The organism is Candidatus Thiothrix putei, assembly GCA_029972225.1.
Taxonomy (GTDB): domain Bacteria; phylum Pseudomonadota; class Gammaproteobacteria; order Thiotrichales; family Thiotrichaceae; genus Thiothrix; species Thiothrix putei.
The window spans coordinates 4163768-4187552 of record CP124756.1 but is presented as its reverse complement, the minus strand read 5'-3'; the positions used below and the strand labels follow the sequence as shown (position 1 = coordinate 4187552).

Here is a 23785-nt window from a genome sequence, read left to right as displayed (position 1 = left end):
CGCAACCGTGGTGATTCGCCCCGATTCTGGCGTGCCTGAAGCCATCGTGCCGGAGGTACTGGAGCGTTTGTATGCCGAATTCGGCGGTCGGGTGAACAGCAAGGGTTACAAGGTGTTGAGCGATTGCGTGCGGGTGATTCAAGGTGATGGGGTGGATGTGGATTCCATCGGCGTGATTTTGCAGCGTATTCAGCAAGCGGGATTTTCTACCGAAAATGTCGCGTTTGGCATGGGTGGCGGGTTATTGCAGAAGGTCAACCGCGATACCTTGCGCTTTGCGATGAAGGCTTCCGCGATGCAAATCAACGGTGCGTGGCGCGATGTGTATAAGCAGCCGATTACTGATGCGGGTAAGCATTCTAAGCGTGGACGGCTGGCGGTGATCAAAGATGCGGGCGTGATCAAAACGATTCGCGCGGATGCGCTGTCGTGGGAAAGCAATTTGCTGCGTCCGGTGTTCCGCAATGGCGAGTTGCTAATAGATGACCGTTTTGACGTAGTACGGGAGCGCAGCAACGCCGTATAATCAACGGCATGAAATACCTTTTAATCGCCATCATCCGCTTCTACCAATTGTTCCTCAGCCCGCTGCTGGGGAGCAATTGCCGTTTCTACCCCACCTGTTCGCATTACGCCAAGCAAGCCATCGAGCAACACGGCGCACTTAAAGGCAGTTGGCTCGCCATCCGGCGTATCGGGCGTTGCAACCCCTGGCACGAAGGAGGTCTTGACCCCGTTCCCGAAGCGTGTGAATGCGGCAAACCGCACCGCAAACCGTCTGATCAGTAGCACGCTTATCTGCTCACTGTTTACATCCTGTCCGGCTGCTTATACCCTTTGCCCAAGATTGCCTTGCGTAGGCGCACAATAAAAAACACAGGACAAAACGCCATGTCAGAATCACAAGCCATTGAAATTCAGGAACTGTTCGATCTGGTCGTCACCGGACACCGTTCTGAAAAGTCAGTCGAAGCCTTGGTACGCGATGTGCTGGATTTGCTGGACGATCACAGCCCTTACCTCGAATTCAAATTATCCGATGCGCTGCTGTTCAACAACGGCATGGTGTCGATTCGTGAAAACATCACCGAAGCCGAAGCGCAAGCGCTCAGCGAACAACTCCAAACGCTGGCAATTCATTGCGCCATTCGCCCCACCCTGCAACTTGTTCCCAAAGACGACGAAATCAACCCGCCCACCGCTGCGCTGTACACTTGCCCTGCCTGCAAACACACTCAAGTGCAAACCAAAGAAATCAATGAAAAGTGTGAAGCCTGTGGCGTGATTGGCGATCACTTTCTACGCTCTCAACGCATGAAAGAAGCCGTCGAGATGGAACGCCAAAAGTACGACAACGAATTGGCGAAAAGCATTAAGGAAGCGCACCAACGCGCCCAACAAGAAGAATCCGACGCACTTTACCGCGAAGCGCGGCGTCAATTGGGCGCCGACGAGACCAGCAACAGCGACCCCAAACTGAAAATCGCCGCCGTGATTGCCGCCATCGGTATCGGCATTGCCGCGCTGTATATGTTCAATAAGCCCGCAACTGAAACCCCCGACCCGTCAGCGATTGCCGCCACAGAAGCAGCGGCTGCTAAATAAGCTTAACGCGGCGTCAACACATACACTTTTTCATCCAGCCGGGTCAGCCCGCGCTGGCGAAAACCGGGTTCATCCGCTAATACATCCAGCGCCTGCAAACGCTCCACCGCGTAGCGCTCTTCATAAAAACCGCGCACTTCCGCCTCATGCACCGAAAACGGCGGGCCTTTCATTTCACGCTGGTCGTATTCCATCGTAATCAACAGTATCTGTACCGCAGTCGGTAAAATATTCGTCAAATGTTGCGCATAGCGGGTACGCATATCGGGTGGCAGTGCGATCAGCGAAGCGCGGTCAAACACACCGGCACAATCCGCCACATCCGCCGCACTCAGGTCGAAAAAATCGCCCTGCAAAATCACCAACCCGTCACATTCCCAGCGCTCAAACGCGCCTTGTTGCGTGACGACCGGCTCCAAACCGTTTTCTGCAAAAAAATCATGCACCGCAATCGGGCTGATTTCCACGCCCGTTACCAACAAATTTTGCGAGCGCAACCACAGCATATCGCGGCTTTTGCCACACAATGGTACGAAAATGCGGCTATCGGCGGGTACGCGCATTTGCCCCCAGAATGCCTGTAAGTGGCTATTAATTTCCGCTTGGTGAAATCCGATTTGCTGGTGTTCCCAACGTTCGTGCCAAAAATCCGCCTGCATCGTTGCTTGCTCCGTTAAGGGGTGTGGTTGTCTGCCCCTCACCCAAATACAAACGCAATAAGTGCAAGGGGGGAGTTTCCAGCGCTTCTGCCAAGCGCATGATGGTGGACAGTTTGGCATCCGTCAGATCAGCGCTCAAGAGCCGATACCAGGTTTGCCGCGATATATCGGCGCGACGCGCCACTTCCGAGCGCGAAATACCCAACATTGCCACGCGCTGTTCCAAGTAATCAGCCAAATCGCTGCTTGACATAAGAGCCCCTCCAGTTGTTTTTCGCTATAAACTTCAGAGGTGGGTCGCATTATCCGCAGCAAATGTTCATTTGAATTATATCAAAAATAGATTTTTCTGATCATTTTAAGATTTACTGTAATACCACCGTGTATGCCAATAGGTCTGTTGAACCAGCGCGTTCCACGGTCATTTTCACCGCATTGCCCACTTGGTGTTGCGATAACGCCAATTTCAGATCACTCATGTTTTTCAGCGCCACGCCTTCCAAGGTCGCAAGACGGTCGCCTTTTTGCAGCCCCGCTTTAGCCGCCGCACTGTTTTTATCCAAGGCGGAAATGCTCAAACCCTTGCCTTGCGTATCCAACAATACACCCAATTTGCCAGTCGGCGGTAAATCCACCGCTGCGGTAAGCAGGGTATAATCCACCGCCGGAGCCGCGTCTTGGCTGTCACTGCTGGCAACGGTCGCCACTTTACTGCCCGGTAACTGCCGCGCCAAATCTGCCGGAATGCCCACGCCATCGCTGATATGCCCCACGCCTGCCAATACCACCAGTTGATGTTCGGGGTTAGCGTTCAAATACTTTGCCGCATTATACGCCATGGTTTCATCCCAAATCCGCTGCACCAGCATAAAGCGCTCGAATTGCTGGGGGTCTTGCGAGTGCGCCTCGAATACCTTACGCAAGCGTGCTTGGTAATCTGCATCCGCCGGGTGAATCGTCGGTGGCAATTGCGCTCGTTCAGCTTTGCTCAACGCTTCCAAACCGCCTTCTGAGACTTTGCGGGTCAACTCAACGGGTGCATTCAACGCCAGCACCGGCAAGCCATTGGCTTTGGCGTATGCCAAAATCGGGCGTAATTGACGGTAATCGTAGCCCCAACGCTCGAAATATTCGCTGCGGCGCAAAAACTCCACTTCGGTCAGTTTGCCCGCCAAATAATCATTCAACACCGGCTGAAACGATTGCTGAAACCATTCCACCCCAATCGCCAGCTTCGGATTACGCTGGTGCAAGCCCTGCAATACCGCTAATTGATGCAGGTGATGGTCATAGCGGTCATGAATTTCACCCACAAACACCACACGGTTTTGTGCCAAGCCGTCCATTAAAGTAGAAAATGGCAACGCTTTACCTTGCATCACGCCGGTGGGCGCATGTTCACCAATGTGCGCCAGCGCCTCATCCAGCGTCGCGTGTTCCACCGTTGCCGCGATGCTGCTGATGGGTAATACGCCAATGACCACCACGCACGCTGCCAATAACGTGCGCCGCATCAAATCAGGAAATAGTGTATGTCGATTGTGAAACATGTTGTGATCCTATTGCTGTTATGGCTGCCAAGCGTGAGTGCTGCCACCGCGTTGCCGGTGTTACACCACGATTTACGGGTAACGCCTGATATTAAAACCAGCGAATTGCAGGTGGAAGATACCCTGCGCATCCCCGCCGAATTGCGGCAAAACGGGCAATTTAGCTTCATGCTCAACCCACAATTCACGCTAGAGGCTGGCGGTGTGCCGCACCCCCCACAGGCGGCTGGTGCTTATAGTATTCCACTTAAGCCGGAACAAGGGGAAATCACCCTCAAATACCGTGGTAGGCTAAGCTCCACCCCTGATTGTGCTTGGCTGACCCAAGCGTGCATCTTATTGAATGAACGCGGTATTTATTTGGATGCGAACAGCCAATGGTATGCACAAACCGCAGATGCACTGCACACCTTCACCCTGCGCGTCAATTTACCGGAGGGCTGGGTGAGCCTGAGCCAAGGCAAGCAAACCGCTGACGGCTGGGCAGAAACCCAACCGCAAGACAGCCTGTATTTGCTCGCGGGACGTTTCCATGTGTACCAACAAGCGGGCAAACACGCGAATGCGATGGTCTATTTGCAAGCACCGGATGAAGCCTTGGCAAAACGCTACTTGCAAGCCACCGAACAGTATTTGACCGAATATTCCGAACTCCTCGGTGATTACCCCTACGCCAAATTTGCCACGGTGGAAAGTTTTTGGGAAACCGGCTGGGGAATGCCGTCGTTCACCTTGCTGGGGTCACGGGTGATACGCTTGCCGTTTATTTTGCACTCGTCGTTTCCGCACGAAATTTTGCATAACTGGTGGGGCAATAGCGTGTATGTCGATGCCAGCCAAGGCAACTGGACAGAAGGCTTGACCGCGTATTTAGCTGACCAGCGCATCAAGGCACAAGTCGGCGAAGGCGCGGAATACCGCCGCAGCAGCTTGCAAAAATACGCGACGTTTGTGGGCAAGCAAGACGATTTTCCGCTGACTAACTTCCGCAGCCGCCACGATGAAACCACGCAGGCGATTGGTTACAGCAAAGCGTTGATGCTGTTCCATATGCTGCGCCAACAGCAGGGGGATGAGGCGTTTTTTGCGGGCTTAAAGCAATTTTATGCGGCATACCGCTTTAAAGCAGCGACATTTGGCGACTTGTTGGACAGTTTGCAGGCAGATAAAACCTTCCGGCAAACATGGCTAGAGGGTACGGGTGCGCCACGCTTAGCGATTGCGGCACATACCTTGACGCAGGAGGGGGGCAACTACCGTTTGCAACTGACCTTGAAGCAGGAACAACGCGGTAAGACGTTCCCACTGAGCATTCCGGTGCGCAGCCGTTTTGCGGGTGAGCAGCCGGAGCGCACCGACACGTTGCAGATGACGCAGACTACACAAACCTTCGAGCTAGTATTCCCTGCTAAGCCTGAGCAAGTGGCCGTTGACCCTGAGTTTGACCTGTTCCGCTTGCCGGATGCGGCAGAAATGCCTGCCACCATCGGCGTCATGAATGGCAAGAGCGCCAAGACTTACGTGCTCTCGCGCCAGACTGATGAGGCGATGCAGTTGGCATGGCAAAGCTGGCTGGATGGGTTGAAAGAACGTGACCCTGCCTTGCGGGTGCAATACGACGATGCACCTTTGCCGGATACCGGTACAGTGATATTGCTGGGTGGCGATAATGCGGCCTTGCAAGGGCTGCTGGAGCGGGCGCAAGAACCGTTTCGCATGACGGATGCAGCGTATACGCTCAATAGCGTGAATTATACCTGCGGCTTGCACACACTGGCGCTGGGTTTGCGGGCAGGACAGCAAGATATTGTTTTATTGGATGCCTCTAGCCCCGATGGATTGGAGAGGATGCTGGCAAAACTGCCGCATTATGGCAAATACAGCTATCTGGTGTTTGACAGTACCAACGGTGAAAACGTCGCCAAAGGCCAGTGGGAGCTGAAAGATTCACCGTTAACCTTGAATTTTTCCGCCCATCGCCTTTAATTCGACGGCTATCTCGATCACGACTGGTTATTCATAAAATTTATGAAATAATGATTTCAACACATCAGCAGCAATCTGACATTTCTCGCCGATGGTGGTTTTCTCTCGACTCTCTTGTAGATGGATTTTAGCCGGGCAACTGCCCGGCTTTCTTTTTTTACCCATGAGTATGGTTTTAAAACCTAGCGTGAGCTAACCCCATCAACCCCAACCACACCAGCATATGCAACAACGCTGCCCAGTGATAGCGTTGCGCGAGTTCTTCCGGTGGAATATTGGTAATCAGGAACAGTTGGCCTGCTTTTGCCCCATCCATCACGTGCGTACCCGGCGCTCGCTGTTGTTCGCGAATGTCATCATCCACCCAACGTTCTGCTGCGGCGCGTACTGTCTGCCATTCATCGGGGTCGATTTGCCCATTGCCATTCGCATCGAAGTTTTGCAGTAATTGCTGCGGGTTATTTTTCCATTCAGCCAGTAGCGCGGCTAAACGTTCGCGGCGTTCCAATGACACCGTGTCATGGCGCTGCGTATGCAATTCGCCGAGTGCATACAACGGCTGTCCGGGGTAAATAGCGTGTAGCAAAAACAAGTGGTTATCACCAGTGCGTGTCACAATTTCAGCGTATTGCGGGTAAAGCAGACAACGCCCATGGGAATCTTCCAACACAAATGGTTGATCCTCCACATAACCCGGTAGCCACACCATCACCGGCAAGTGTGGCAAACCCCGAAAACTTTCGCCTTCAGGCAACGCCGCTTTGCCGCATAACTCCACATAACCTTGGGCGCTACTGCTCAAACGCGAGGTTGGGGTATCCACAATCAAGCGATAACGGCGGTATAAGCCCAAAGCCAATAACAAGCTAACGGTAGCGGGCAACAACAGCCATTCCCGCCCCCATTGCTGTGACAGCCAGACGCAGCCTGCCCCCCAAACCAGCGCAAAGCCCCATGTCGAGGCAAGGTTAATCATGCCACCTTTACGTAATACGGCAAACCTTTGGTTTTCAACGACTTGATACCAGTTCAGGCCATCAGCATCCGAACGCTCGTGAGAATGGCTCAGTTCAGACAGTAAAGTGCGCAGCCACATCCACATCCGCAGTTTCCTCAGACTTAAAACTCAGCAAACGGAAACGCTTGAAACTAAACGCTTTGGCAATCACGACATCCGGGAACTGTTCAATGCGGGTGTTATTGATGGCGGCAGAATCGTTATAGAACTCACGACGGTCAGCAATGCTGTCTTCCAAACCACTGATGCGTTCACGCAAGTGCCGGAAAGACTCACTGGCCTTGAGTTCAGGGTAGGCTTCGGCAACGGCAAACAAATTCCCCAACCCAACGCGCAAGGACTGTTCGGCGGACTCCAAAGCATCCATATTGCCGAATTGCATGGCACTGACCACACGATTTCGCGCCTCCATGACCGCTTGCAGCGTCGCCTGCTCGTATTGCATGTGCTCTTTGCACACCGCGATCAGCTTCGGTAGCTCGGTATTGCGTTGTTTAAGCAACACATCGGTATTACTCCAGGCTTTTTCGGTATTGTTTTTCAGTAACACCAATTGGTTGTAAAGCAGAATGCCCCACAATAGCAGGCCACCCAACAGGGAGAAGAAAATAATGAGTCCGGTATTCATGGCGTTATTTTTATCGATGGTTTATCGGGTTGCGCTGAGTCTAACAGCTAGTGGTAGACCAGCCAACGTGGTATAGATAAGTGGTTATCATCACAGCAAAAACGAGGAGGAAGGTATGCGTACCCTATTAAAATTCTGGCTGGCTTTATTGTGCCTGCTACCGCTGGTCGGTGATGCCGCTGATGCTTTTCCCACCCAACAGACATTTGCTGGGCAGGCGCTGAATCTGAATGGCAAAGGTATTCGCACCAAAGCCTTTTTCAATCTCTACACAGCAGGCTTGTATGTGCAGGAGAAAAGCACGGATGCGGCTGCGATCCTTGCTGCGAACCAACCAACTGCGATGCGTTTAGAAATTACCTCCGGCATGATTACCAGTGAAAAGATGGAAGCAGCCGTGCGTGAGGGGTTTGAAACAGTTACCATAAAATCTATATAAATCTATTCAAACTTTATCATTTTGGTTAGGTTTATAAAAGCGTAGTGCCGTTTATCCGTAAAAGATAGCAGCAAAAGCACGGATGACTAGACAACTATCACACCGTGCTGCATTCTGTTTGCCATGATCATCAGCCACAAAATCCGCCTTGACCCCAACCATAAGCAAGCGACGTACTTGGCGAAAGCCGCTGGTACAGCACGGTTCGCCTACAACTGGGCGTTGGCAGAATGGCAAACCCAATACGCCGCATGGAAAGACGATAACACCCAGCCAAAACCCAACCAAATGGGCTTGCGCCGCCAATTGAACGCCATCAAACGCGAACAATTCCCCTGGATGCTGGAAGTCACCAAAAACGCCCCGCAAATGGCGATTATCCAACTCGGTGCAGCTTTCAAGAACTTCTTTGCGGGGCGAGCCAAGTACCCGCAATTCAAAAAGAAAGGCAAAAGCCGCGACAGTTTCACCCTCACCAACGACCAGTTCAGCCTTGACGGTTGCCGCATCCGCATTCCCAACCTTGGGGTAGTACGGATGCGGGAAACGTTACGCTTTTCCGGTAAAATTCTCTCTGCCACGATTTCCCGCACCGCTGACCAGTGGTTCGCCAGCATCACCGTGGACACCACCTCAAACCATCTCCCGCCTGCCAAAAACCAAGGCACGGTAGGGGTGGATTTGGGCGTATCTGCACTGGCAACCCTATCAACGGGGGAAAAAGTGGTTGGGGCAAAGCCGCATAAAGCCTTGCTTTCCCGCCTAAAACGGCTCTCGCGCAGCCTGTCCCGCAAGGTCAAAGGCAGTGCCAACCGTCACAAGGCGAAGCAGAAGCTGGCAACACTTCACGCACGTATTGCCAACATTCGCCAAGACAGTTTGCACCAACTCACTACGGATTTAACCCGCCGTTTTCACACCATCGGCATTGAAGATTTGAACGTGTCGGGTATGGTGAAAAACCGTCATTTATCCCGTGCCATCAGTGACATGGGATTCTTCGAGTTCCGGCGGCAACTGGAATACAAGGCGGGAATGCGCGGTGCGGTGGTCGTGGTGGCTGATCGGTTTTTTGCCTCCAGCAAAACCTGTTCTGCTGCTGGCTGTGGGCATAAAGTGGAGAAGCTGCCACTGTCGGTGCGTGAATGGACTTGCCCTGACTGTCGTGCAGTCCATGACCGTGACGTAAATGCCGCCAAAAATTTGAAAAAATACGCCGTGAGTTACACGGTGTCTGCCTGTGGAGGGGAAGGCTCTGGTCTTGGGCGCAAGCCGAAGACGAAACCAGCCCCCGTGAAGCAGGAATTCAACACCATGACTACTTTTAGTTAGCTATAGGTAGATTTGGGTAGGTTTGAAATAACGGTTTAAACAATCCAGCGCTGACCCCGCGCTTCAGCCAGGTATTGAACAGTTAATCACGGTGTTCAAAGAAGCCATCAAGGAAGGCGATGTCTATGATTTTGTCTACACACCCGCCAAGGTGGTGATTATTAAGAATGGCAAGCCCTCAGCCACCATTGCAGGTAATGATTTTAAGCAAGCCTTGTTTGGCATTTGGTTGGGCGAAAACCCCATACAAGCGAGTTTGAAAAAGGCGCTGCTGGGGCAGTAGCAGACCAACACCGGGGCGAAACCTGTTTCGCCCCACAGAAAGCCTTCAACTTTTACGCTGGGCATCAATCACCGAGGGCAATTGCAACAGCTTTTCCAACACTTCGCCCAATTGCTGCACATCACGGATTTCCAGCGTAAAGTCCATCACCGCAAAGCACGGATCGTGAGTATCACGGGTATGCAAGCTGTGAATGTTAACCTTTTCCTTGGCTAACAAACTGGCAATATCCCCTAACACCCCCGATTTATTGAAGGTGGACACGGTAATGTCAGCCGCATAGGCCGCACCATGCGTACCCCAGTTGACTTCAATAATGCGCTCTTCACGTTCCTTGCGCAGGTTAGCCAAGTCAGGACAATCGGCACGATGCACAATCACCCCACGCCCCTGTGACAAGTAACCCACAATAGGATCACCGTTGACGGGATGGCAGCACGTCGCCATTTGCGTATACAGTTTGCTGACACCCCTCACTTCAATCGCACTGCTGGGCATTTCCGGGCTGTGTGTCTTACGCAGTTTGAATTCAGGTTCGTGTGCACTCAGCAGAAAATGGCGGATTTGGGCAGGAGAAATTTCATTGCGCCCCACTGCAATCAATAAATCGCGTTCACTCGGTCGACTAAACTGTTTGGTTAGTTCAGCGTAATCCAATTTGCGCAGGTTGAGCAAATGGCGCTCTTTTTCAAGAATGCGCTCGCCGTCTTTAGCATTTTGTTCGTGGTTTTGCTGGCTGAACCATTGGCGAACTTTTTGGCGGGTACTGCCAGATTTCACATAACCCAGCTCTGGCTTCATCCAGTCCTGACGCGGGTGTTCGTGTTTGCTGGTCAGGATTTCAACCTGATCACCGTTTCTGAGCACGTAGTTAAGGGGCACAATACTGCCGTTAACCTTTGATCCTCGGCAACGATGCCCCACACTGGTGTGGACATGGTAGGCAAAATCCACTGGCGTTGAGCCTTTGGGCATATCAATGATACGACCCTTGGGGGTGAGCACAAACACCCTGTCACTGAAGACTTCGGTGCGGAAATCTTCCATCAAATCGCTGTCACTGTCGTTGCTATCCAGCAAACGGCGCATTGAGTTGATAGCTTCACTCATGGCTTTGTCTTGGCGTCCGCCTTCTTTGTAATACCAATGGGCAGCGACCCCTAACTCCGCAAAACGGTGCATTTCATGGGTGCGGATTTGCACTTCCACGAATTTACTTTCCGGCCCGACGACGACGGTGTGAATAGACTCGTAACCATTGGGCTTTTTGTTGCCAATGTAGTCATCGTATTCTTCGGGGATATGCCGCCAGGTGTTATGCACGACATCCAGGGTGCGGTAGCAGGTGTTGGTATCTTCCACAATAACGCGCACGGCACGCAAATCGTACAGCTCATCAATTTCGATTTGTTTGCGGGTTTTCTTTTTCCAGATGCTGTACAAGTGCTTAGGGCGACCGTATACCTCGCCTTTGATGGCGTTCTTCGCCAGCAACTCCTTGAGAATGTGGATGAAATCGGCAATGTATTGCTCGCGTTCAATCCGCTTGCCTGCCAGCGACTTGGCGATACTTTTATACATCTCCGGTTGCAAAAAGCGGAAGGATAAGTCTTCCAGTTCCCATTTGATTTGGCTGATACCCAGACGGTTAGCCAACGGCGCGTACAAATCCATGCTCAGACGTGCCACACAACGGTGCAGGTCTGACAGTTCCTCGCGAGATAACAACCGCAGGTATTGCAGGCTCCATGCCAACTTGATCAACACCGTGCGAATGTCTTTGATCATCGCCATCAACATGCGCCGCAATTGTTCCCCCTGTTCCTGACGGGAACTGCTCGAATCGGTATTTTCCACACAATCCCGGAAACGTTGCAGGTTGCGCATGTCTTCGCACAAGCGCCGCACGGCTTGACCGTACTCTTTTTCCACCTCATCCAGTGTCAGGGTTTGTTGGAAACGGTTGTCGCACAACAGGGCTGCCATGATGGTGGTTTGATCCACATCCAGATGCCGGAGAATTTCGGCGACATCCAGACTACAGGGTTGTAACGGGTCGGCAGGCGGGGGCAGCAGCAATAAGTTGTCGATAATTTGCCCCAACAGGTAGAAATCCCGTTCATTATCGGAAACCCAAAAGCGTTCAATCCATGCCTGACGGGTACGGGATTCGGTGTTGGTGGTTCGGCTATGTCGCATATCGGCAGTGCTTCCTCTGTGCCAAATAATTATTGTTGTAGTGTCGTAATAACAGCCTCCAGTTGTGCAAGATGGTAAATGGTCGCATCCGGTTTTTGCCCCCCCGGCCACGCTTGGTGTTCGGGATTAAACCAGACGGTACGCAAGCCTGCACTGGCTGCCCCCTGAATATCCCTCACGGGGTCGTCGCCTACATAGACGGCCTGCTGAGGGGAAATACCTACTTGTTCTAATGCCTGATGAAAAATAGCTGGGTGCGGCTTTGCAACCCCTGCCTCAGCAGAACTGTGTGTAAACTGGAATAAATGCCCAACCCCGATACGGTGGACACAGGCATTACCATTGCTGATCACGCCGAGCAAAAAACGTGCCGATAGTGACTCCAGCGCCTCCAACGCCCCTTCAAAGAAGGTCACTTCATTACGTGCCAGCCAGAACACTTCAAAGCCCGATTCGACCAATGTATCGGTATAACCGTGTTCCTGCGCCAAGGTTGCCAGCCAATTTTTGCGTAAACGAGTCAGATTATAGTGCAATTCAGGGTATTGCTGCATGTAGTTCATGCGATTTTTGATGAGTTCATACGGTGAATGGTGCTCAGTGATGGTCGGGTAGTGCTGTTGCAACCAGGTATAAAAGTGGTGTTCCGCGCGTTCAATCACTGGCCTTACCGCCCATAGGGTATCGTCAAGGTCAAAAGCAATACAGCGTATAGTCATGATGAAACTCAATATTTGCAGTAGAATTCAAAGATAATATTAGCATTAGCTAACACAGCATGAAGATTAGTGGAGGGTGACATGAAAATTCGACATTTAATAATACTGGCAGCCAGCTTGCTGTTATTTCCTGCCACATTATGGGCGCAAACGGTGGTACTGGTACACGGTTTTCAGGGAAACGGCATGGATTGGCGCAAACAAGGCGTTACTCCCGTGTTGCAACAATACGGCTGGGTTGATGGTGGCAATGTCGTGATGACACCCCAAGGGGTTTATAACTTAACACCACCGGGGGTTAAGCCAGAGCGCATTTTTTACACGGTGGAGTTACCCCCCCGCGCTCCTATTATGCTGCAAACTTATTGGTTAAACACTTACCTGCAACACCTGTATGAGCAACGCCAAGAGCCACTGACTTTGGTGGGGCATTCTGCGGGTGGTTTAGTCGCACGCGCATGGTTAGTCAGTGCTAATAGTGTGCCGGTAAATGCCTTAGTGACGTTAGCAACCCCGCACGTGGGCACGCCGAGTGCCGATCTGGCGAGTTTAGCTACTGATACCCCAATGGGCTTTTTCGCAGAAATGATGGGCTTCGGCAAGTGGAGTGGCGATGCCGATGATTTATACGATGACATGCGTGTGGAGAAGCCGGGGCGTTTTCTGTATTGGCTGAACCATCAGCGTCACCCTGCCATTCGTTACGTGTCAGTGGTGCGTGATAACCAAATTCGCCCCGATCGGTTCGATTTCGTAGTACCTAATTACAGTCAGGATATGAATAATACTTTTGCATTGCGGGGAAAATCAGAATACTGGACGGTGCAGAACTCACACTTTTTAGGCATTCGGGATGGCTATGTATTGGCGAGGATTTTGGCACGCTGAATGCCGGTCTTCCCGCGTCTGCTACCACTGTTCGTTTCCGCTATCAACACTTGGCTCATAGAGTGATAACGTGCGCTTATGTTAACCCTTGAGTGAGTTTCATGAGCGCTACCCCTATCTTGTCAGCATATTACCGGCATAAGCAAGGCGGGTTTACCACCCGCTTATACCGTGCCTGGCAAGCCTTGGATGCGGCAGGTTATACCGTCTTTTACATTGCAGCCGAACCCTTACCTGTTACGGGAAAGCACATTCGCCCGATCATTTTGCCAATGCGCTCAAAAGCCTCCTCCGTATGGTATTGGCCGGAATTTTGCTGGCGGGCGGTACGTGAGATGCGCCGCTTGACCCGTGAACACCAGATTACGCAACATTTCATATTTTCATTTTTTTACGCTGTTCTTTCCATTCTATCCAGTATGGGGCTGGGGGTACGCACCCTGACCTTTATACGCGGCGATGATGTTTTTGACTCGCGCAAAAAACGCTTTGCAGGGTTGCGTATTGCCTTTCACCGTGTGTTGGAAAAATTGGGAATGCGCTACTCTTATCGCGTGATTACCACCAGCGAAACGATGCGGGCTATCATTAATCAACGCTCAGGGGGAAACACCAAAACGGTGTGCTTACCTAACCATATAGTCACACAACCACTGGCCTTACCACGCCCCGACATTCGCCACGATATCCTGCGTATTGCGACAGTCTCGGTGGTGACACCACGCAAAAATATCCAGTTTATGCTGGAAGCCCTTAGCCAAGTAAGTAGCACAAATTGGGAGTATCTCGTAATCGGTGGCGACACCAGCGGCGTGGGGTATCAAGCCCAACTGCAAGCCTTCATTGACAAGGCAGGAATTGCCGATAAAGTATCCTTCCTCGGCTGGCAAAGTGATGTTGCGTCTATCTTGCAAACCTGCCATTTGTTTGTCTTTCCTACTCTGCATGAAGGCTCGCCCAATGCCTTGCTGGAAGCCATGGGCTATGGCCTGCCTTGCCTCGCCAGTGATATTCCTGAAATACGCGAGGTACTACCCGACCGTGAATTGCTTTTCCCCCCCAACCAACACTCGGTATTGATCAATAAACTGGATAAATTCCTGCAATTACCGGGCTATGCCACCGTGCTCAGGAGCAAAACTGCCGCTTGTCAGGCACGTTATCGCTTCGACTGGAATCAACATATCGTGGATTTGGTTGCTGCTGCGGCTGTGCGCCCCTAGTTATGAGTAAAAATTACACTAACTCGACACTGATTCGCCTGTTTGCTATCGGCCTCAATGCCTTGGGTGCAGTGTTACTGTTACCTTTTGTACTTAAGTCACTGGGTGAAAATGCTTTTGGCTTGTGGTCGATGGCGAATGCTATTGTGGGTTATTTACTGTTATTAGATTTTGGGATTGCTTACGCCTGTACACGCTACCTCGCTTTACATGGCGATGATAAACGTGTTTGGCAAATGACGCTAAGTACCTCGATGTTCCTGTCACTGCTATTAACAGGTTTGTTATTACTCGTTGCGGTATTGGTGCAATTCAGCGTCCCACAACTTGCCATCACCCAACAGGCATTGCGGGAAGTGATCACGATTTTGCTAGTGGAAGTCGCCTTGTCTGTGCCGCTGCGGCTTTACCAAAGTATCTTGCGGGCAGAAGTCCGCTACCTGGAAATCGGTTGGTTTGAAACAGTGCGTATCAGCCTAAGATTGCTGGGCATACCCCTGATACTGTGGCTAGGGGGAGGGTTGATAGCCATCCTGTTGTATGCCTCTGCTGTCAATGTATTGTTTTTCATCCTCATGCTCATCAGCGTGTATCGGCGCGACAAAACAGTGTATGTACAATGGTCAGCCGTAGACTGGCAGCACTTGAAAGCATTATTAAGTTTCAGCAAATACACTGCACTCGGCCAAACAGCCGATTTTTTTAAATACCGCACCGACAATATATTGGTAGGTGTATTGATTGGTATTCAGGCCGTTGCACCCTACGCCATCATGATCGTGTTAATAGATATGCTGACACAAATTCTGATGCGCTTTCAAAGCTACTGGGACACCATCATCATCCGTCAGGTCGGGGAACAACGCCTCGCGAGTGCCTTAGATACCCTGTTAACCTCACTGCAAATTGGCGTGGGGTTAGCACTATTAGCGGTTTTTAATACCTGGTTGGTGGGTGAAACCTTTCTAACCCTGTGGGTCGGTCAGTCTTATGCTTACCTCGCCCTGCCGCTGACGATTTTTACCCTGACCTTGCTAGGGCTGGCGGTGCAATTGGCAACCACGCCGTATTTCAATGCCGTGGGCAAACAAAAAGCCAATGCACTGCTGGGTGTATCTGAAATGGGCATTAAGCTAGTCTTGCTTTGGCCTTTTAGCACCCTGTTTGCTGCTGATGGGATTATTTACGCCAGCGTATTAGCTGCATTCTTGGCAACACTGTTACGCATGAATAGCCTTGCCGCAGCCCTTTCTGTACGTCCGACCCGCTTGTGGCGAATGGTAGCTTGTAAAACGCTGCCAGCCACACTGCTCGTCATGAGCTTGTGGGGCTTAACATTCCTAGGCGCTCGTGCTGGTCTGCATGGCTGGGTTTTACTCGCACTTATGTTGACACTGGAAACTCTGCTGTTTTTTCTGATTTTAAAAAAGCGCCACGTACCAAATCATCTTCTTATTTTTACCACCTGTCTCAAGCCTCATAGCAATACCCATTAGCCTTATCTATTGTAACAATTACCTAAGTAACGGTTAGAGACATACTGTGAAAATCGCATTTATTGCCATTAAAGGTATTGACCGCATTGGCGGGGTAGAAACCTACACACTGGAACTGGGCAAACGCTTGGTTGATGCAGGCCATCAGGTTATTGTTTACACCATTAAGACCCCCCAGTATTCCCGGCCTTTTTTCCATGAAGGCATGTGGATTATTCCATTGCCGACGTTAAAGCACGTGTATTTTGAAAAAATGCTGTTGGTTGCTCTTGCCAGCTTTCACCAGTTCACTATTAAGCACTTGGATATTGTGCATTACCAAGCGATTGGTCCTAGTCTATTTTCCTTCATTCCCCGGCTAGCAGGGCGGCGTACCATTTTCCAAAGCCATGGGCATGAGTGGGCTCACGCATGGAACGGTCTGGCACGTATTGTCTTTCTCCTGTCTGAAAAACTCAGTTTTTGGTTCGCTCACGATTCCATTGCAGTGTCGCGCTCGTTGCGCCATTACTACCATAAAAAATACAGGCGGGATGTTACCTACATTCCGTCGGGTATCACGCCGCGTCAATCTATCCCTTGCCAGACCATTTCCCGCTACGGCATTGAAACGGACGGCTATATTTTGTTTGTCGGTCGGTTATCCAAAGAAAAGCGGGTACATGACCTGTTGCTGGCCTACCAACGCCTGAAGACCCCTCCGCTTAAGCTGGTGATTGTGGGCAATGCGCGGGCAGGTGATGCTTACGGTGACGAATTACGTGCTCTCGCAGGCAATGACAGCCGTATTGTCTTTACCGGTGCTGTCTATGGTGACGAGCTGATTGAGTGGTACAGCAATGCCTACGTGTATGTATTACCGTCTGAAACGGAGGGGCTGCCCATTACCCTATTGGAAGCAATGAGCCTAGGGCGTTGCTGTATCGCAAGCAATATTGAAGCCAATGTGGAAGCATTAAGCAATAAAGGTATTTTATTCCCGGTGGGTGATGTCAACGCCTTAAGCACGCATTTGCAACAGGTGATAACAAACCCCGCCCAAGTAAAACACATAGGCAGTATTTTACATCAGCATGTGTTGAGCAATTACACCTGGACGCTGATTACCGAACAATTCATACGCTTTTACCAGAAGGTCATGCAGCCAGTCTCAGGGCAGACTGCAAACCTATTGACTATGCAAGGCAAACAAACAATGTCTATAAATTATCCTATCAATAGAGCCGCTGATGTTACCGAAACAACTAACATGGCTAGTATCATGTTGCCGGAAGAAAGTCGTGGTTACTACGCACCACCTCAACAGCAAATTCCGTTCCGGCAGTACTGGGGGGCATTGCGCCATAACCTCGGCCCTATACTGCTGTCTGCGATAGGGGGGGCATTATTACTGTTGGTGCTTGCAGCTCTGACTAATTCAACGTATACAGCCAAAAGTAGCATCAAAGTGGATACACGCAGCCCAATGTTGCTGAACTATGATGTTGATACTGCTCGACCGCCTTCTTACATTGATGAGACGGTTTTCTACAACACGCAATTCAAGATGCTTCGCAGCCGTGATTTAGCGAAACGTGTGATTGACAAACTGGCTATACGAGACAGTCTGCTGGCAGAACGTCCTTTTAAGCCCGCGATGTATGTCTTGACTGACCCGTTCAATGACTTGGTTAAATTCGTGCGCAGTCTGCTCCCCACTGATGGCGAATCAAGTAATGCTACTGAGCAAGTCACAGCAGAAGAAATTTTCCTCAAAAATCTCAGTATCAAACCGGTCAAAAGCTCACGGATTATCGACATCCAGTACACGGGGCAAAATGCTGAGCAAGCCCGCAATGTTGTTCAAACCCTGACACAAACATTTGTGGAACAACAATATGAAGACCGCCGCGAAGTCGCAGAGAACGGCAAGCGTTTCCTGAACGAGCAAATCTATTCGGCACGTGAAAAACTACAAGCTGCTGAAGCCGCCCTGATCCGTTACGCCAGTGTCAAAAATATCGTGGATACCAATGCAGATGAGCCACTCATCGCCCAAAAGTTGGAAGCCCTGAACAAAGCTTACATGGCAGCCAAGGAAAACCGCATTCGTACCCAAAGCCAATTCAATAATAAGGGCGAGCTTTCCGGTATCTTGAATGCGGAAGACGACCCGGTTGTTCAGGAACATAAGCAAGAGCTTGGCAAATTACAAGGTTCTTACCTGTCCAACCTGGAGCTATTCAAGCCAAATTACCCCGCCATGCTGTCGTTACAAGAGCAAATTCGCAGCCGTGAACGTTTAATTGCCGAAGCAACGGCGCTGATCCGTAAAAATACGGTCAATAACCTTCGCGCTTCCTTTGATGCTGCACAGGATGAAGAACAGAAGTTAGCCAAAGAAATCAAGTTACTAGAAAAGGAACTCTTAACGTTTCGCAGCGATAACATTGGTTACGCCAACCTAAAACGTGATGTGGACAGTTTGCGTAGCTTGTACGAAGGGTTATTACAGCGCTTAAAAGAAGTCAGTGTGGTCGAAACAGTGCAAAGTGACAACGTGAGTATTGTCGATACTGCCGTTGCACCATCGCGTAAAGATGGTCCTAGTTACTCGAAATACCTGCTATTGGGTCTGCTTTCTGGTTTATTACTGAGTTCATTGCTTATCCTCATGCGCGAAATCATGCAGCCCAAAGTGCGTATCTCCGCAGATTTGCAAGAGGCGGGGGGCAAATACCAAGTACTGCACGCACTGCCTTACAATAAAGCGGTAAGTGAGGGGTCTACTGCCATTTTAAGACCAAAAGCCGCCGTTCTCTGGCTTGATGCCTTACGTTATCTGCGTACTTCGCTAGTGTTAGCAAATCACGGCAAGTTTCCACAGGTATTACATATTACCAGCCCTCTGCCCGGTGAAGGTAAAAGCACTGTAGCCGTCAACCTTGCAACCCTTTTGGCTAGTTCCGGTCATAAAGTTCTGTTGATAGATGCTGATTTGCGCAAACCCACCGTCCACAAGCACCTGAATTTAGATAATAGCAGTGGCTTAACTAACTATCTGAGTGGCAATCTCAACCAAAGCCCGTTGTACCGGATAAAAAGCACCCGCATGTTGTTTGCTATTTGTGCTGGGCCAGCTATCCTCGACCCGGTAGAAGCACTCTCCAGTTCACGGATGCAATCACTGCTCGACAAGGCACGTGAACTATTTGACTACGTGATTATTGATGCACCGCCTGTATTAGGCATGGCAGATTCCTTATTGTTGTCCAACCGTGCAGATGGCACGCTCTTAATCGTTGCTAACAACACCTCGACCAAACAGGAAGTCCGTACCTCGATTGAGTGCTTAGAGAAAAGCCATGGCAAACTGCTCGGTTTGGTACAAAACATGGTTCCCCTTAGACACATTAGCAAGACATCCAACTACTCTGACGGACGTAATATGCTCATCCCTGCTTAAGCATAGCCATTCACCATAGCCCACCTCAGGCGGTGGGTTGTTCCCGGTGAATTTCATAGAGCATGACCGCAATGACCATATCCATAAACAAATCATTACTCAGAATACCGGCGTTATGAAACACAGAATTCACTAATGTAGCGATAATAATAGCTAACCGATACCAGCTCCCTTTAATGAGACGGTAAAGGTAATAAACCAATAACAATAATCCAGAAAACCCGTAAGTGTGCATCAAATTTAAAATGGAATTGTGTACCGGTACAATGTACTGCGCTTTTTCCAACGGCCCGTAATCAAACAAATTGCGTTCATTCACAAAATACTCCACTGCATACTCCACCGTATTGAACTCAAAACCGTAACCCCACGGCTTCTGCCAAAACAGTTCAATACCGTATTTGTAAAGGGTGGAACGCCCCGCAGCGGAAGCATCATCCAAATTGATCAGGCGTGAATCCACATCGGCATTACCCGGCAGCAACAAGTAAGCCATTGCTCCCAATAATACGGCTACCCCCGCCAGCGGAATCACCCGCGCTGGGAATAACCGTAAATAAACCAAGGCTGGCATTAGTAAAGCAGCCCCCATCGCAGAGCGGGTTTCCGATGCAAAAATCCCTCCCGCCAGTATGACGCAGCCTAGCCCCCCCAACCATTGAGTACGCTGATCGGCAGGATTCTTGATAACCCAGTAAAGCATCAGCGCCATCGCACTCAACAGCATATACGTCTGGGGAATGGCATACAGCGTTAGTCCGGGTGGGCGATCCAGTACCTCCGCCATTTGAGTGCGCATTTCATCGCTGATTTCCTTATTCTGCATTTCCTGAAGAATCGCATGAAATTCCCAGGCAACGTGTACGCCAAGCCCTTGTAAAATACCGATCAAGGCCGAGGGCAGTGCCAAACTCAGTAAAACAAAAGCCAGCACCCGAAAACCGTATTGTTCCAGAATAAAGTAAGCCACCATGAGCAATAAATAGGATTGCAACAGTCGCATTTCACCGCTGATGATTCCCCCCACACCAACATTATTGGTCAGAGAAACTACCAGTCCCAAAATAGCCAGCAAAGCATAAATCACGTTAACCGGTCTCAAGCGGGCAACCACACTGCTATCCAATAACAATACCAGCCCGCCTGCCAGCAAAATCAGAAACGACCTGACGGGTAAACCTGCCAGATAAACATTGTTCAGGTAAGCCAGAAAGATAAAATGCAGGCCAAATAGCCATAAGATAAACGTGCGCAAGGTTATGTCTCCTTATGTTTTTATTCCATATAAATTTTTTTGCACGCAATCACCATATTTTTGCGATAAGGCGACTACTACGTAAGACGACTAGTATGGGGATGGATACGATTTGCCCTGAACCGATTTACATCCACCTATCACCGAAAGTATTCACTTCATCAATACAGTGACCTCGGAATATTACTGACCTCCTATCTTCACCTAGGCCATGTGATTTCGGCTTTACAAGCATTAGTGGCATATTTATAAGGGTTTTAGCTGGAGAAACAACATGAAGGGGCTTTTTAGCAAACTAACCGTAATCTGTTTATCGGCTATGCTTTTAGCGATCAATAGCCAAGCGGCAACCAATCAGCCGGGTATTGTGTTGACCTTCGACGACACCAGTACGGGTATTTGGCATAATTTTTTTGCGGGCAGGACTGACAATGTGCGAGCCACATTCTTCGTCAGTCAATGGCATACCTTATCCGCAGCACAGATACAGCAATTACGGGATCTGCAAAACCGTGGGCATGAAATAGGTTGCCATAGCCGCAACCATATAGGGGTGGGTCAGTACCTTTTTGATCCCAACCGGACATTAGAATACGTTAATACCGAAGTGATCCCCGCAATTCGCAATATGAATAATGATGGGTTCTACCCGTTGAGTTTCTCTTATCCTTCCGGGGAAAGGAATGAAAATTACGATGCTGCGATCAGACCCTATTTGCCTTATTTACGTACAACCTATTATGATCCATCCAGACCACTTGCCCAGACTGATCAAATCTACCACAACAGTGACAAGGTGTATGCTGTTCTTGCTGGAGCGAGCTTGGATAACCGTTATGGTGTTACGATAGCAGAAATTGAGCAGGCACTCGTCCGTGCAAAGAATAACAACGAAGTCATAAGCTTATATGGTCATTATATCTTTGATGACGCATCCGGTGATGCGGATTCTCAGTATGCAATTCGTGCAAGCAAGTTAAACCAGATTATTGCGATAGCCCAACGATTGGGACTGAGGTTTTATACGTTTCATGAAGCCTTTGAAGTCCAAAACCAACCAGCCCCCCTCCCTGTTTCTTCAGCAAGCAGCATCAATAATACTGGCACGGCAACTGTAACACCTGATGCCATTCCACAAACCAATAATAACAACGGCGGCGGTGGCAGCTTCCCTCTCAGTTACCTGTTGCTTGCTTTTACCCTAAAAGCTCGTCAGGCATTTAAAAAAACATAACCATTTAGCGGCAGAACGCTATGGTCTGTCGTCCAGAGAGTATATGTCCATCACTTGCGTTTATATTCATGGAAATTCCATCATTTTTATCTAGTATTAATTTCATGATGATTCTGAGTTTTTCTATCAACACAGGGTATGGAGCTATGAGAAGTTTTTTCAAAAAATGGGTTGTGATTTATTGGTTAGCTGTTTTATTTGGTGCCAGTGCCCAGGCAGCAACCAATCAACCGGGCGTCGTATTAACCTTTGATGACACCAGTACGGGGCTTTGGCATAATTTTTTTGCAAACAGGACTGATAATGTACGCGCCACCTTCTTTGTAACCAAATGGCATGAGCTATCCCGACCAACCCAAATCGACCAACTACGGGATTTGCAAAACAAGGGGCATGAAATAGGTTGCCACAGTTATGACCATACCGGTGTGGGTGAGTTTTTGTTTGATCCTAGCAGAACGCAGGAATACGTGAACACCCAAGTCATCCCAGCCATACAAAACATGCAGCTTGATGGCTTCAATCCGGTCAGCTTTTCATACCCATCCGGTGAGCGTGACGAAAACTATGACGCCGCTATCAGGCCGTATCTTCCCTATTTGCGCACAACCTTTTACGATGCAAGCAAACAACTGGCGCAAATGGATGAAATTTACCATAACAGCGACAAGACCTACGGTGTTCTGGAAGGGGAGAGCCTTGATAATCGCTATGGGCGCACCGTAGCAGAAATAGAACAAGCCTTGATTCGTGCGAAAAATAACAATGAAATTATTACCTTGTATGGTCATTATATCTTTGACGATACCTCACCGGATGCCGATTCCCAGTATGCGATTCGTGCCAGCAAACTGAATCAGATTATTGATATTGCAAAAGGTTTAGGGTTGAAGTTTTATACGTTTCAGGAAGCTTATGCCCTGACTCCGGCTCCTGTCACTTTACCAGCAGCGCCTAGCCAGTTAACAGCAACTGCACTGGCGGGCAATCAGGTACGTTTAAACTGGGTCGATGCCAGTAGTGACGAATCTGGCTTTAGCATTGAACGTTGCCAAGGTGCTGGCTGTACTAACTTTGCGTTTCGGAGTACGGTTGCGGCGAATGCAGTGAGCTTTACCGATACAAACCTGACGAGTAACACGCTCTACCGATACCGGATACGTGCTTACCGGGGAGCAGATTATTCCAGCTATGCTAATACGGTGGACATAACCACACCTGTATCGCCACCATCCATTGCTGCGCCTGCCAATCTGACCGCAACGGTGCTTACTGGCAATAAGGTACGTTTAAATTGGGTGGATGCCAGTAATAATGAGTCTGGCTTCAAAATTGAACGTTGCCTCAAAGCGACCTGTACTAACGTTGACTTTACGGTGATCAAAACGACGGGGGCGAATATCGTCCAGTTTACCAATACCAATTTACAGGCGAATCAAACCTACAGTTATCGAGTGCGGGCTTACCGGGGAACAACGTATTCTGCTTATTCCAATACCGTGAATATCACCATATCCACATCCTCAACATCCATGGCAGCGCCTACTAACTTGACAGCAACAGTACTTGCTGGCAATCAGGTGCGCTTAAATTGGGTGGATGCCAGTAACAATGAAACAGGATTCAAGCTGGAACGCTGCCTAAAGGCGGGTTGTACGAGTTTTGAGTTTTTGGGGACGGTTGGGGTGAATGCAGTGAGTTTTACCGATACTGACTCCACACTGGAGAGTGGTGAGAGCTACCGTTATCGTGTGCGGGCTTACCATACCAATGGCACTTATTCTGCGTATAGCAATATTGTAACGGTGAATATGTAACGTTCTAAG

The 23785-nt window shown here is 49.8% G+C and carries 21 protein-coding genes; 13 read left to right on the top strand and 8 right to left on the bottom strand.

All coding sequences use genetic code 11. The annotated features are described in order from the left end of the window. Window positions 1–10 precede the first annotated feature (10 nt). The 3 genes from QJT81_21480 (at window position 11) to QJT81_21470 (ending at window position 1605) form a co-directional block, all read left to right on the top strand. On the top strand, window positions 11–526 hold the full coding sequence (locus QJT81_21480; protein ID WGZ94317.1) for a hypothetical protein: 516 nt from the start codon (window positions 11–13) through the stop codon (window positions 524–526). A gap of 8 nt (window positions 527–534) precedes the next feature. Beyond that, complete coding sequence (yidD, locus tag QJT81_21475; protein ID WGZ94316.1) at window positions 535–789, top strand: membrane protein insertion efficiency factor YidD; 255 nt, start codon at window positions 535–537, stop codon at window positions 787–789. Between the two features lie 102 nt (window positions 790–891). Further along, window positions 892–1605 carry a hypothetical protein gene (locus QJT81_21470; protein WGZ94315.1) on the top strand — a complete coding sequence of 238 codons (714 nt, stop codon included), beginning with the start codon at window positions 892–894 and terminating at the stop codon, window positions 1603–1605. A 2-nt stretch (window positions 1606–1607) separates the two neighbouring features. On the opposite strand, the gene QJT81_21465 is transcribed toward QJT81_21470, so the two are convergent. From QJT81_21465 to QJT81_21455, 3 genes are all read right to left on the bottom strand, one after another. Next, a complete protein-coding gene (locus QJT81_21465; GenBank protein WGZ94314.1) occupies window positions 1608–2264 on the bottom strand; it encodes a thiopurine S-methyltransferase in 657 nt (218 codons plus the stop codon). Next, entirely contained in the window at window positions 2197–2517 is a 321-nt protein-coding gene (locus QJT81_21460; protein WGZ94313.1) for a helix-turn-helix transcriptional regulator, read from the bottom strand. Before QJT81_21460 ends, QJT81_21465 begins: the two co-directional genes overlap by 68 nt. A 112-nt stretch (window positions 2518–2629) precedes the next feature. After that, window positions 2630–3814 carry a ChaN family lipoprotein gene (locus tag QJT81_21455; GenBank protein WGZ94312.1) on the bottom strand — a complete coding sequence of 395 codons (1185 nt, stop codon included), beginning with the start codon at window positions 3812–3814 and terminating at the stop codon, window positions 2630–2632. Between QJT81_21455 and QJT81_21450 the strand changes: the two genes are divergently transcribed. Continuing rightward, window positions 3797–5800: a M1 family aminopeptidase gene (locus QJT81_21450; protein ID WGZ94311.1), complete on the top strand. Its 2004-nt coding sequence runs from the start codon at window positions 3797–3799 to the stop codon at window positions 5798–5800. The two genes, QJT81_21455 and QJT81_21450, sit on opposite strands and share 18 nt — an antisense overlap. A gap of 175 nt (window positions 5801–5975) precedes the next feature. Here QJT81_21450 and QJT81_21445 read toward each other — a convergent pair whose 3' ends face one another. Together QJT81_21445 and QJT81_21440 are read right to left on the bottom strand one after the other, a co-directional pair. Continuing rightward, window positions 5976–6896 carry an EF-hand domain-containing protein gene (locus QJT81_21445; GenBank protein ID WGZ94310.1) on the bottom strand — a complete coding sequence of 307 codons (921 nt, stop codon included), beginning with the start codon at window positions 6894–6896 and terminating at the stop codon, window positions 5976–5978. Next, on the bottom strand, window positions 6871–7446 hold the full coding sequence (locus QJT81_21440) for a LemA family protein (protein ID WGZ94309.1): 576 nt from the start codon (window positions 7444–7446) through the stop codon (window positions 6871–6873). The genes QJT81_21445 and QJT81_21440 overlap by 26 nt, the downstream gene beginning before the upstream one ends. A gap of 115 nt (window positions 7447–7561) precedes the next feature. On the opposite strand from QJT81_21440, the gene QJT81_21435 reads away from it, so the two are divergent. The 3 genes from QJT81_21435 (at window position 7562) to QJT81_21425 (ending at window position 9500) form a co-directional block, all read left to right on the top strand. Further along, on the top strand, window positions 7562–7885 hold the full coding sequence (locus QJT81_21435; protein ID WGZ94308.1) for a chalcone isomerase family protein: 324 nt from the start codon (window positions 7562–7564) through the stop codon (window positions 7883–7885). A 123-nt stretch (window positions 7886–8008) separates the two neighbouring features. Then, window positions 8009–9217, top strand: a complete 1209-nt coding sequence (locus QJT81_21430) for an RNA-guided endonuclease TnpB family protein (protein ID WGZ94307.1) — start codon at window positions 8009–8011, stop codon at window positions 9215–9217. 91 nt (window positions 9218–9308) lie between these two features. Beyond that, window positions 9309–9500 (top strand): chalcone isomerase family protein, encoded by a 192-nt coding sequence (locus QJT81_21425; GenBank protein WGZ94306.1) that lies wholly within the window; start codon window positions 9309–9311, stop codon window positions 9498–9500. A 45-nt stretch (window positions 9501–9545) separates the two neighbouring features. Here QJT81_21425 and QJT81_21420 read toward each other — a convergent pair whose 3' ends face one another. Together QJT81_21420 and QJT81_21415 are read right to left on the bottom strand one after the other, a co-directional pair. Further along, a complete protein-coding gene (locus QJT81_21420; GenBank protein WGZ94305.1) occupies window positions 9546–11699 on the bottom strand; it encodes a bifunctional (p)ppGpp synthetase/guanosine-3',5'-bis(diphosphate) 3'-pyrophosphohydrolase in 2154 nt (717 codons plus the stop codon). A 29-nt stretch (window positions 11700–11728) separates the two neighbouring features. Then, entirely contained in the window at window positions 11729–12418 is a 690-nt protein-coding gene (locus QJT81_21415; protein ID WGZ94304.1) for an HAD family hydrolase, read from the bottom strand. Between the two features lie 81 nt (window positions 12419–12499). Here QJT81_21415 and QJT81_21410 point away from each other — a divergent pair, with 81 nt between their 5' ends. From QJT81_21410 to QJT81_21395, 4 genes are all read left to right on the top strand, one after another. After that, on the top strand, window positions 12500–13306 hold the full coding sequence (locus tag QJT81_21410; protein WGZ94303.1) for an alpha/beta fold hydrolase: 807 nt from the start codon (window positions 12500–12502) through the stop codon (window positions 13304–13306). 101 nt (window positions 13307–13407) lie between these two features. Beyond that, complete coding sequence (locus QJT81_21405) at window positions 13408–14529, top strand: glycosyltransferase family 4 protein (protein WGZ94302.1); 1122 nt, start codon at window positions 13408–13410, stop codon at window positions 14527–14529. A 2-nt stretch (window positions 14530–14531) separates the two neighbouring features. After that, the gene (locus QJT81_21400) at window positions 14532–16025 is read left to right on the top strand and encodes an oligosaccharide flippase family protein (GenBank protein ID WGZ94301.1); all 1494 of its coding nucleotides are present in this window, start codon (window positions 14532–14534) and stop codon (window positions 16023–16025) included. A gap of 46 nt (window positions 16026–16071) precedes the next feature. Continuing rightward, window positions 16072–19470, top strand: a complete 3399-nt coding sequence (locus QJT81_21395) for a polysaccharide biosynthesis tyrosine autokinase (protein ID WGZ94300.1) — start codon at window positions 16072–16074, stop codon at window positions 19468–19470. 25 nt (window positions 19471–19495) lie between these two features. Here the strand turns inward: QJT81_21395 and QJT81_21390 are convergent, their stop codons facing one another. Next, window positions 19496–20725, bottom strand: a complete 1230-nt coding sequence (locus QJT81_21390; GenBank protein ID WGZ94299.1) for an O-antigen ligase family protein — start codon at window positions 20723–20725, stop codon at window positions 19496–19498. A gap of 274 nt (window positions 20726–20999) precedes the next feature. On the opposite strand from QJT81_21390, the gene QJT81_21385 reads away from it, so the two are divergent. After that, window positions 21000–21959: a polysaccharide deacetylase family protein gene (locus QJT81_21385; protein ID WGZ94298.1), complete on the top strand. Its 960-nt coding sequence runs from the start codon at window positions 21000–21002 to the stop codon at window positions 21957–21959. Window positions 21960–22105: 146 nt separating this feature from the next. Next, on the top strand, window positions 22106–23776 hold the full coding sequence (locus QJT81_21380; protein ID WGZ94297.1) for a fibronectin type III domain-containing protein: 1671 nt from the start codon (window positions 22106–22108) through the stop codon (window positions 23774–23776). Window positions 23777–23785: the final 9 nt, after the last annotated feature.

Coding starts and splice junctions, on each gene's coding strand:
- yidD (WGZ94316.1), top strand. CDS start 535: ATGAAATACCTTTTAATCGCCATCATCCGCTTCTACCAATTGTTCCTC.
- QJT81_21470 (WGZ94315.1), top strand. CDS start 892: ATGTCAGAATCACAAGCCATTGAAATTCAGGAACTGTTCGATCTGGTC.
- QJT81_21465 (WGZ94314.1), bottom strand. CDS start 2,264: ATGCAGGCGGATTTTTGGCACGAACGTTGGGAACACCAGCAAATCGGA.
- QJT81_21460 (WGZ94313.1), bottom strand. CDS start 2,517: ATGTCAAGCAGCGATTTGGCTGATTACTTGGAACAGCGCGTGGCAATG.
- QJT81_21450 (WGZ94311.1), top strand. CDS start 3,797: ATGTCGATTGTGAAACATGTTGTGATCCTATTGCTGTTATGGCTGCCA.
- QJT81_21455 (WGZ94312.1), bottom strand. CDS start 3,814: ATGTTTCACAATCGACATACACTATTTCCTGATTTGATGCGGCGCACG.
- QJT81_21445 (WGZ94310.1), bottom strand. CDS start 6,896: ATGTGGCTGCGCACTTTACTGTCTGAACTGAGCCATTCTCACGAGCGT.
- QJT81_21440 (WGZ94309.1), bottom strand. CDS start 7,446: ATGAATACCGGACTCATTATTTTCTTCTCCCTGTTGGGTGGCCTGCTA.
- QJT81_21435 (WGZ94308.1), top strand. CDS start 7,562: ATGCGTACCCTATTAAAATTCTGGCTGGCTTTATTGTGCCTGCTACCG.
- QJT81_21430 (WGZ94307.1), top strand. CDS start 8,009: ATGATCATCAGCCACAAAATCCGCCTTGACCCCAACCATAAGCAAGCG.
- QJT81_21420 (WGZ94305.1), bottom strand. CDS start 11,699: ATGCGACATAGCCGAACCACCAACACCGAATCCCGTACCCGTCAGGCA.
- QJT81_21415 (WGZ94304.1), bottom strand. CDS start 12,418: ATGACTATACGCTGTATTGCTTTTGACCTTGACGATACCCTATGGGCG.
- QJT81_21410 (WGZ94303.1), top strand. CDS start 12,500: ATGAAAATTCGACATTTAATAATACTGGCAGCCAGCTTGCTGTTATTT.
- QJT81_21405 (WGZ94302.1), top strand. CDS start 13,408: ATGAGCGCTACCCCTATCTTGTCAGCATATTACCGGCATAAGCAAGGC.
- QJT81_21400 (WGZ94301.1), top strand. CDS start 14,532: ATGAGTAAAAATTACACTAACTCGACACTGATTCGCCTGTTTGCTATC.
- QJT81_21385 (WGZ94298.1), top strand. CDS start 21,000: ATGAAGGGGCTTTTTAGCAAACTAACCGTAATCTGTTTATCGGCTATG.
- QJT81_21380 (WGZ94297.1), top strand. CDS start 22,106: ATGAGAAGTTTTTTCAAAAAATGGGTTGTGATTTATTGGTTAGCTGTT.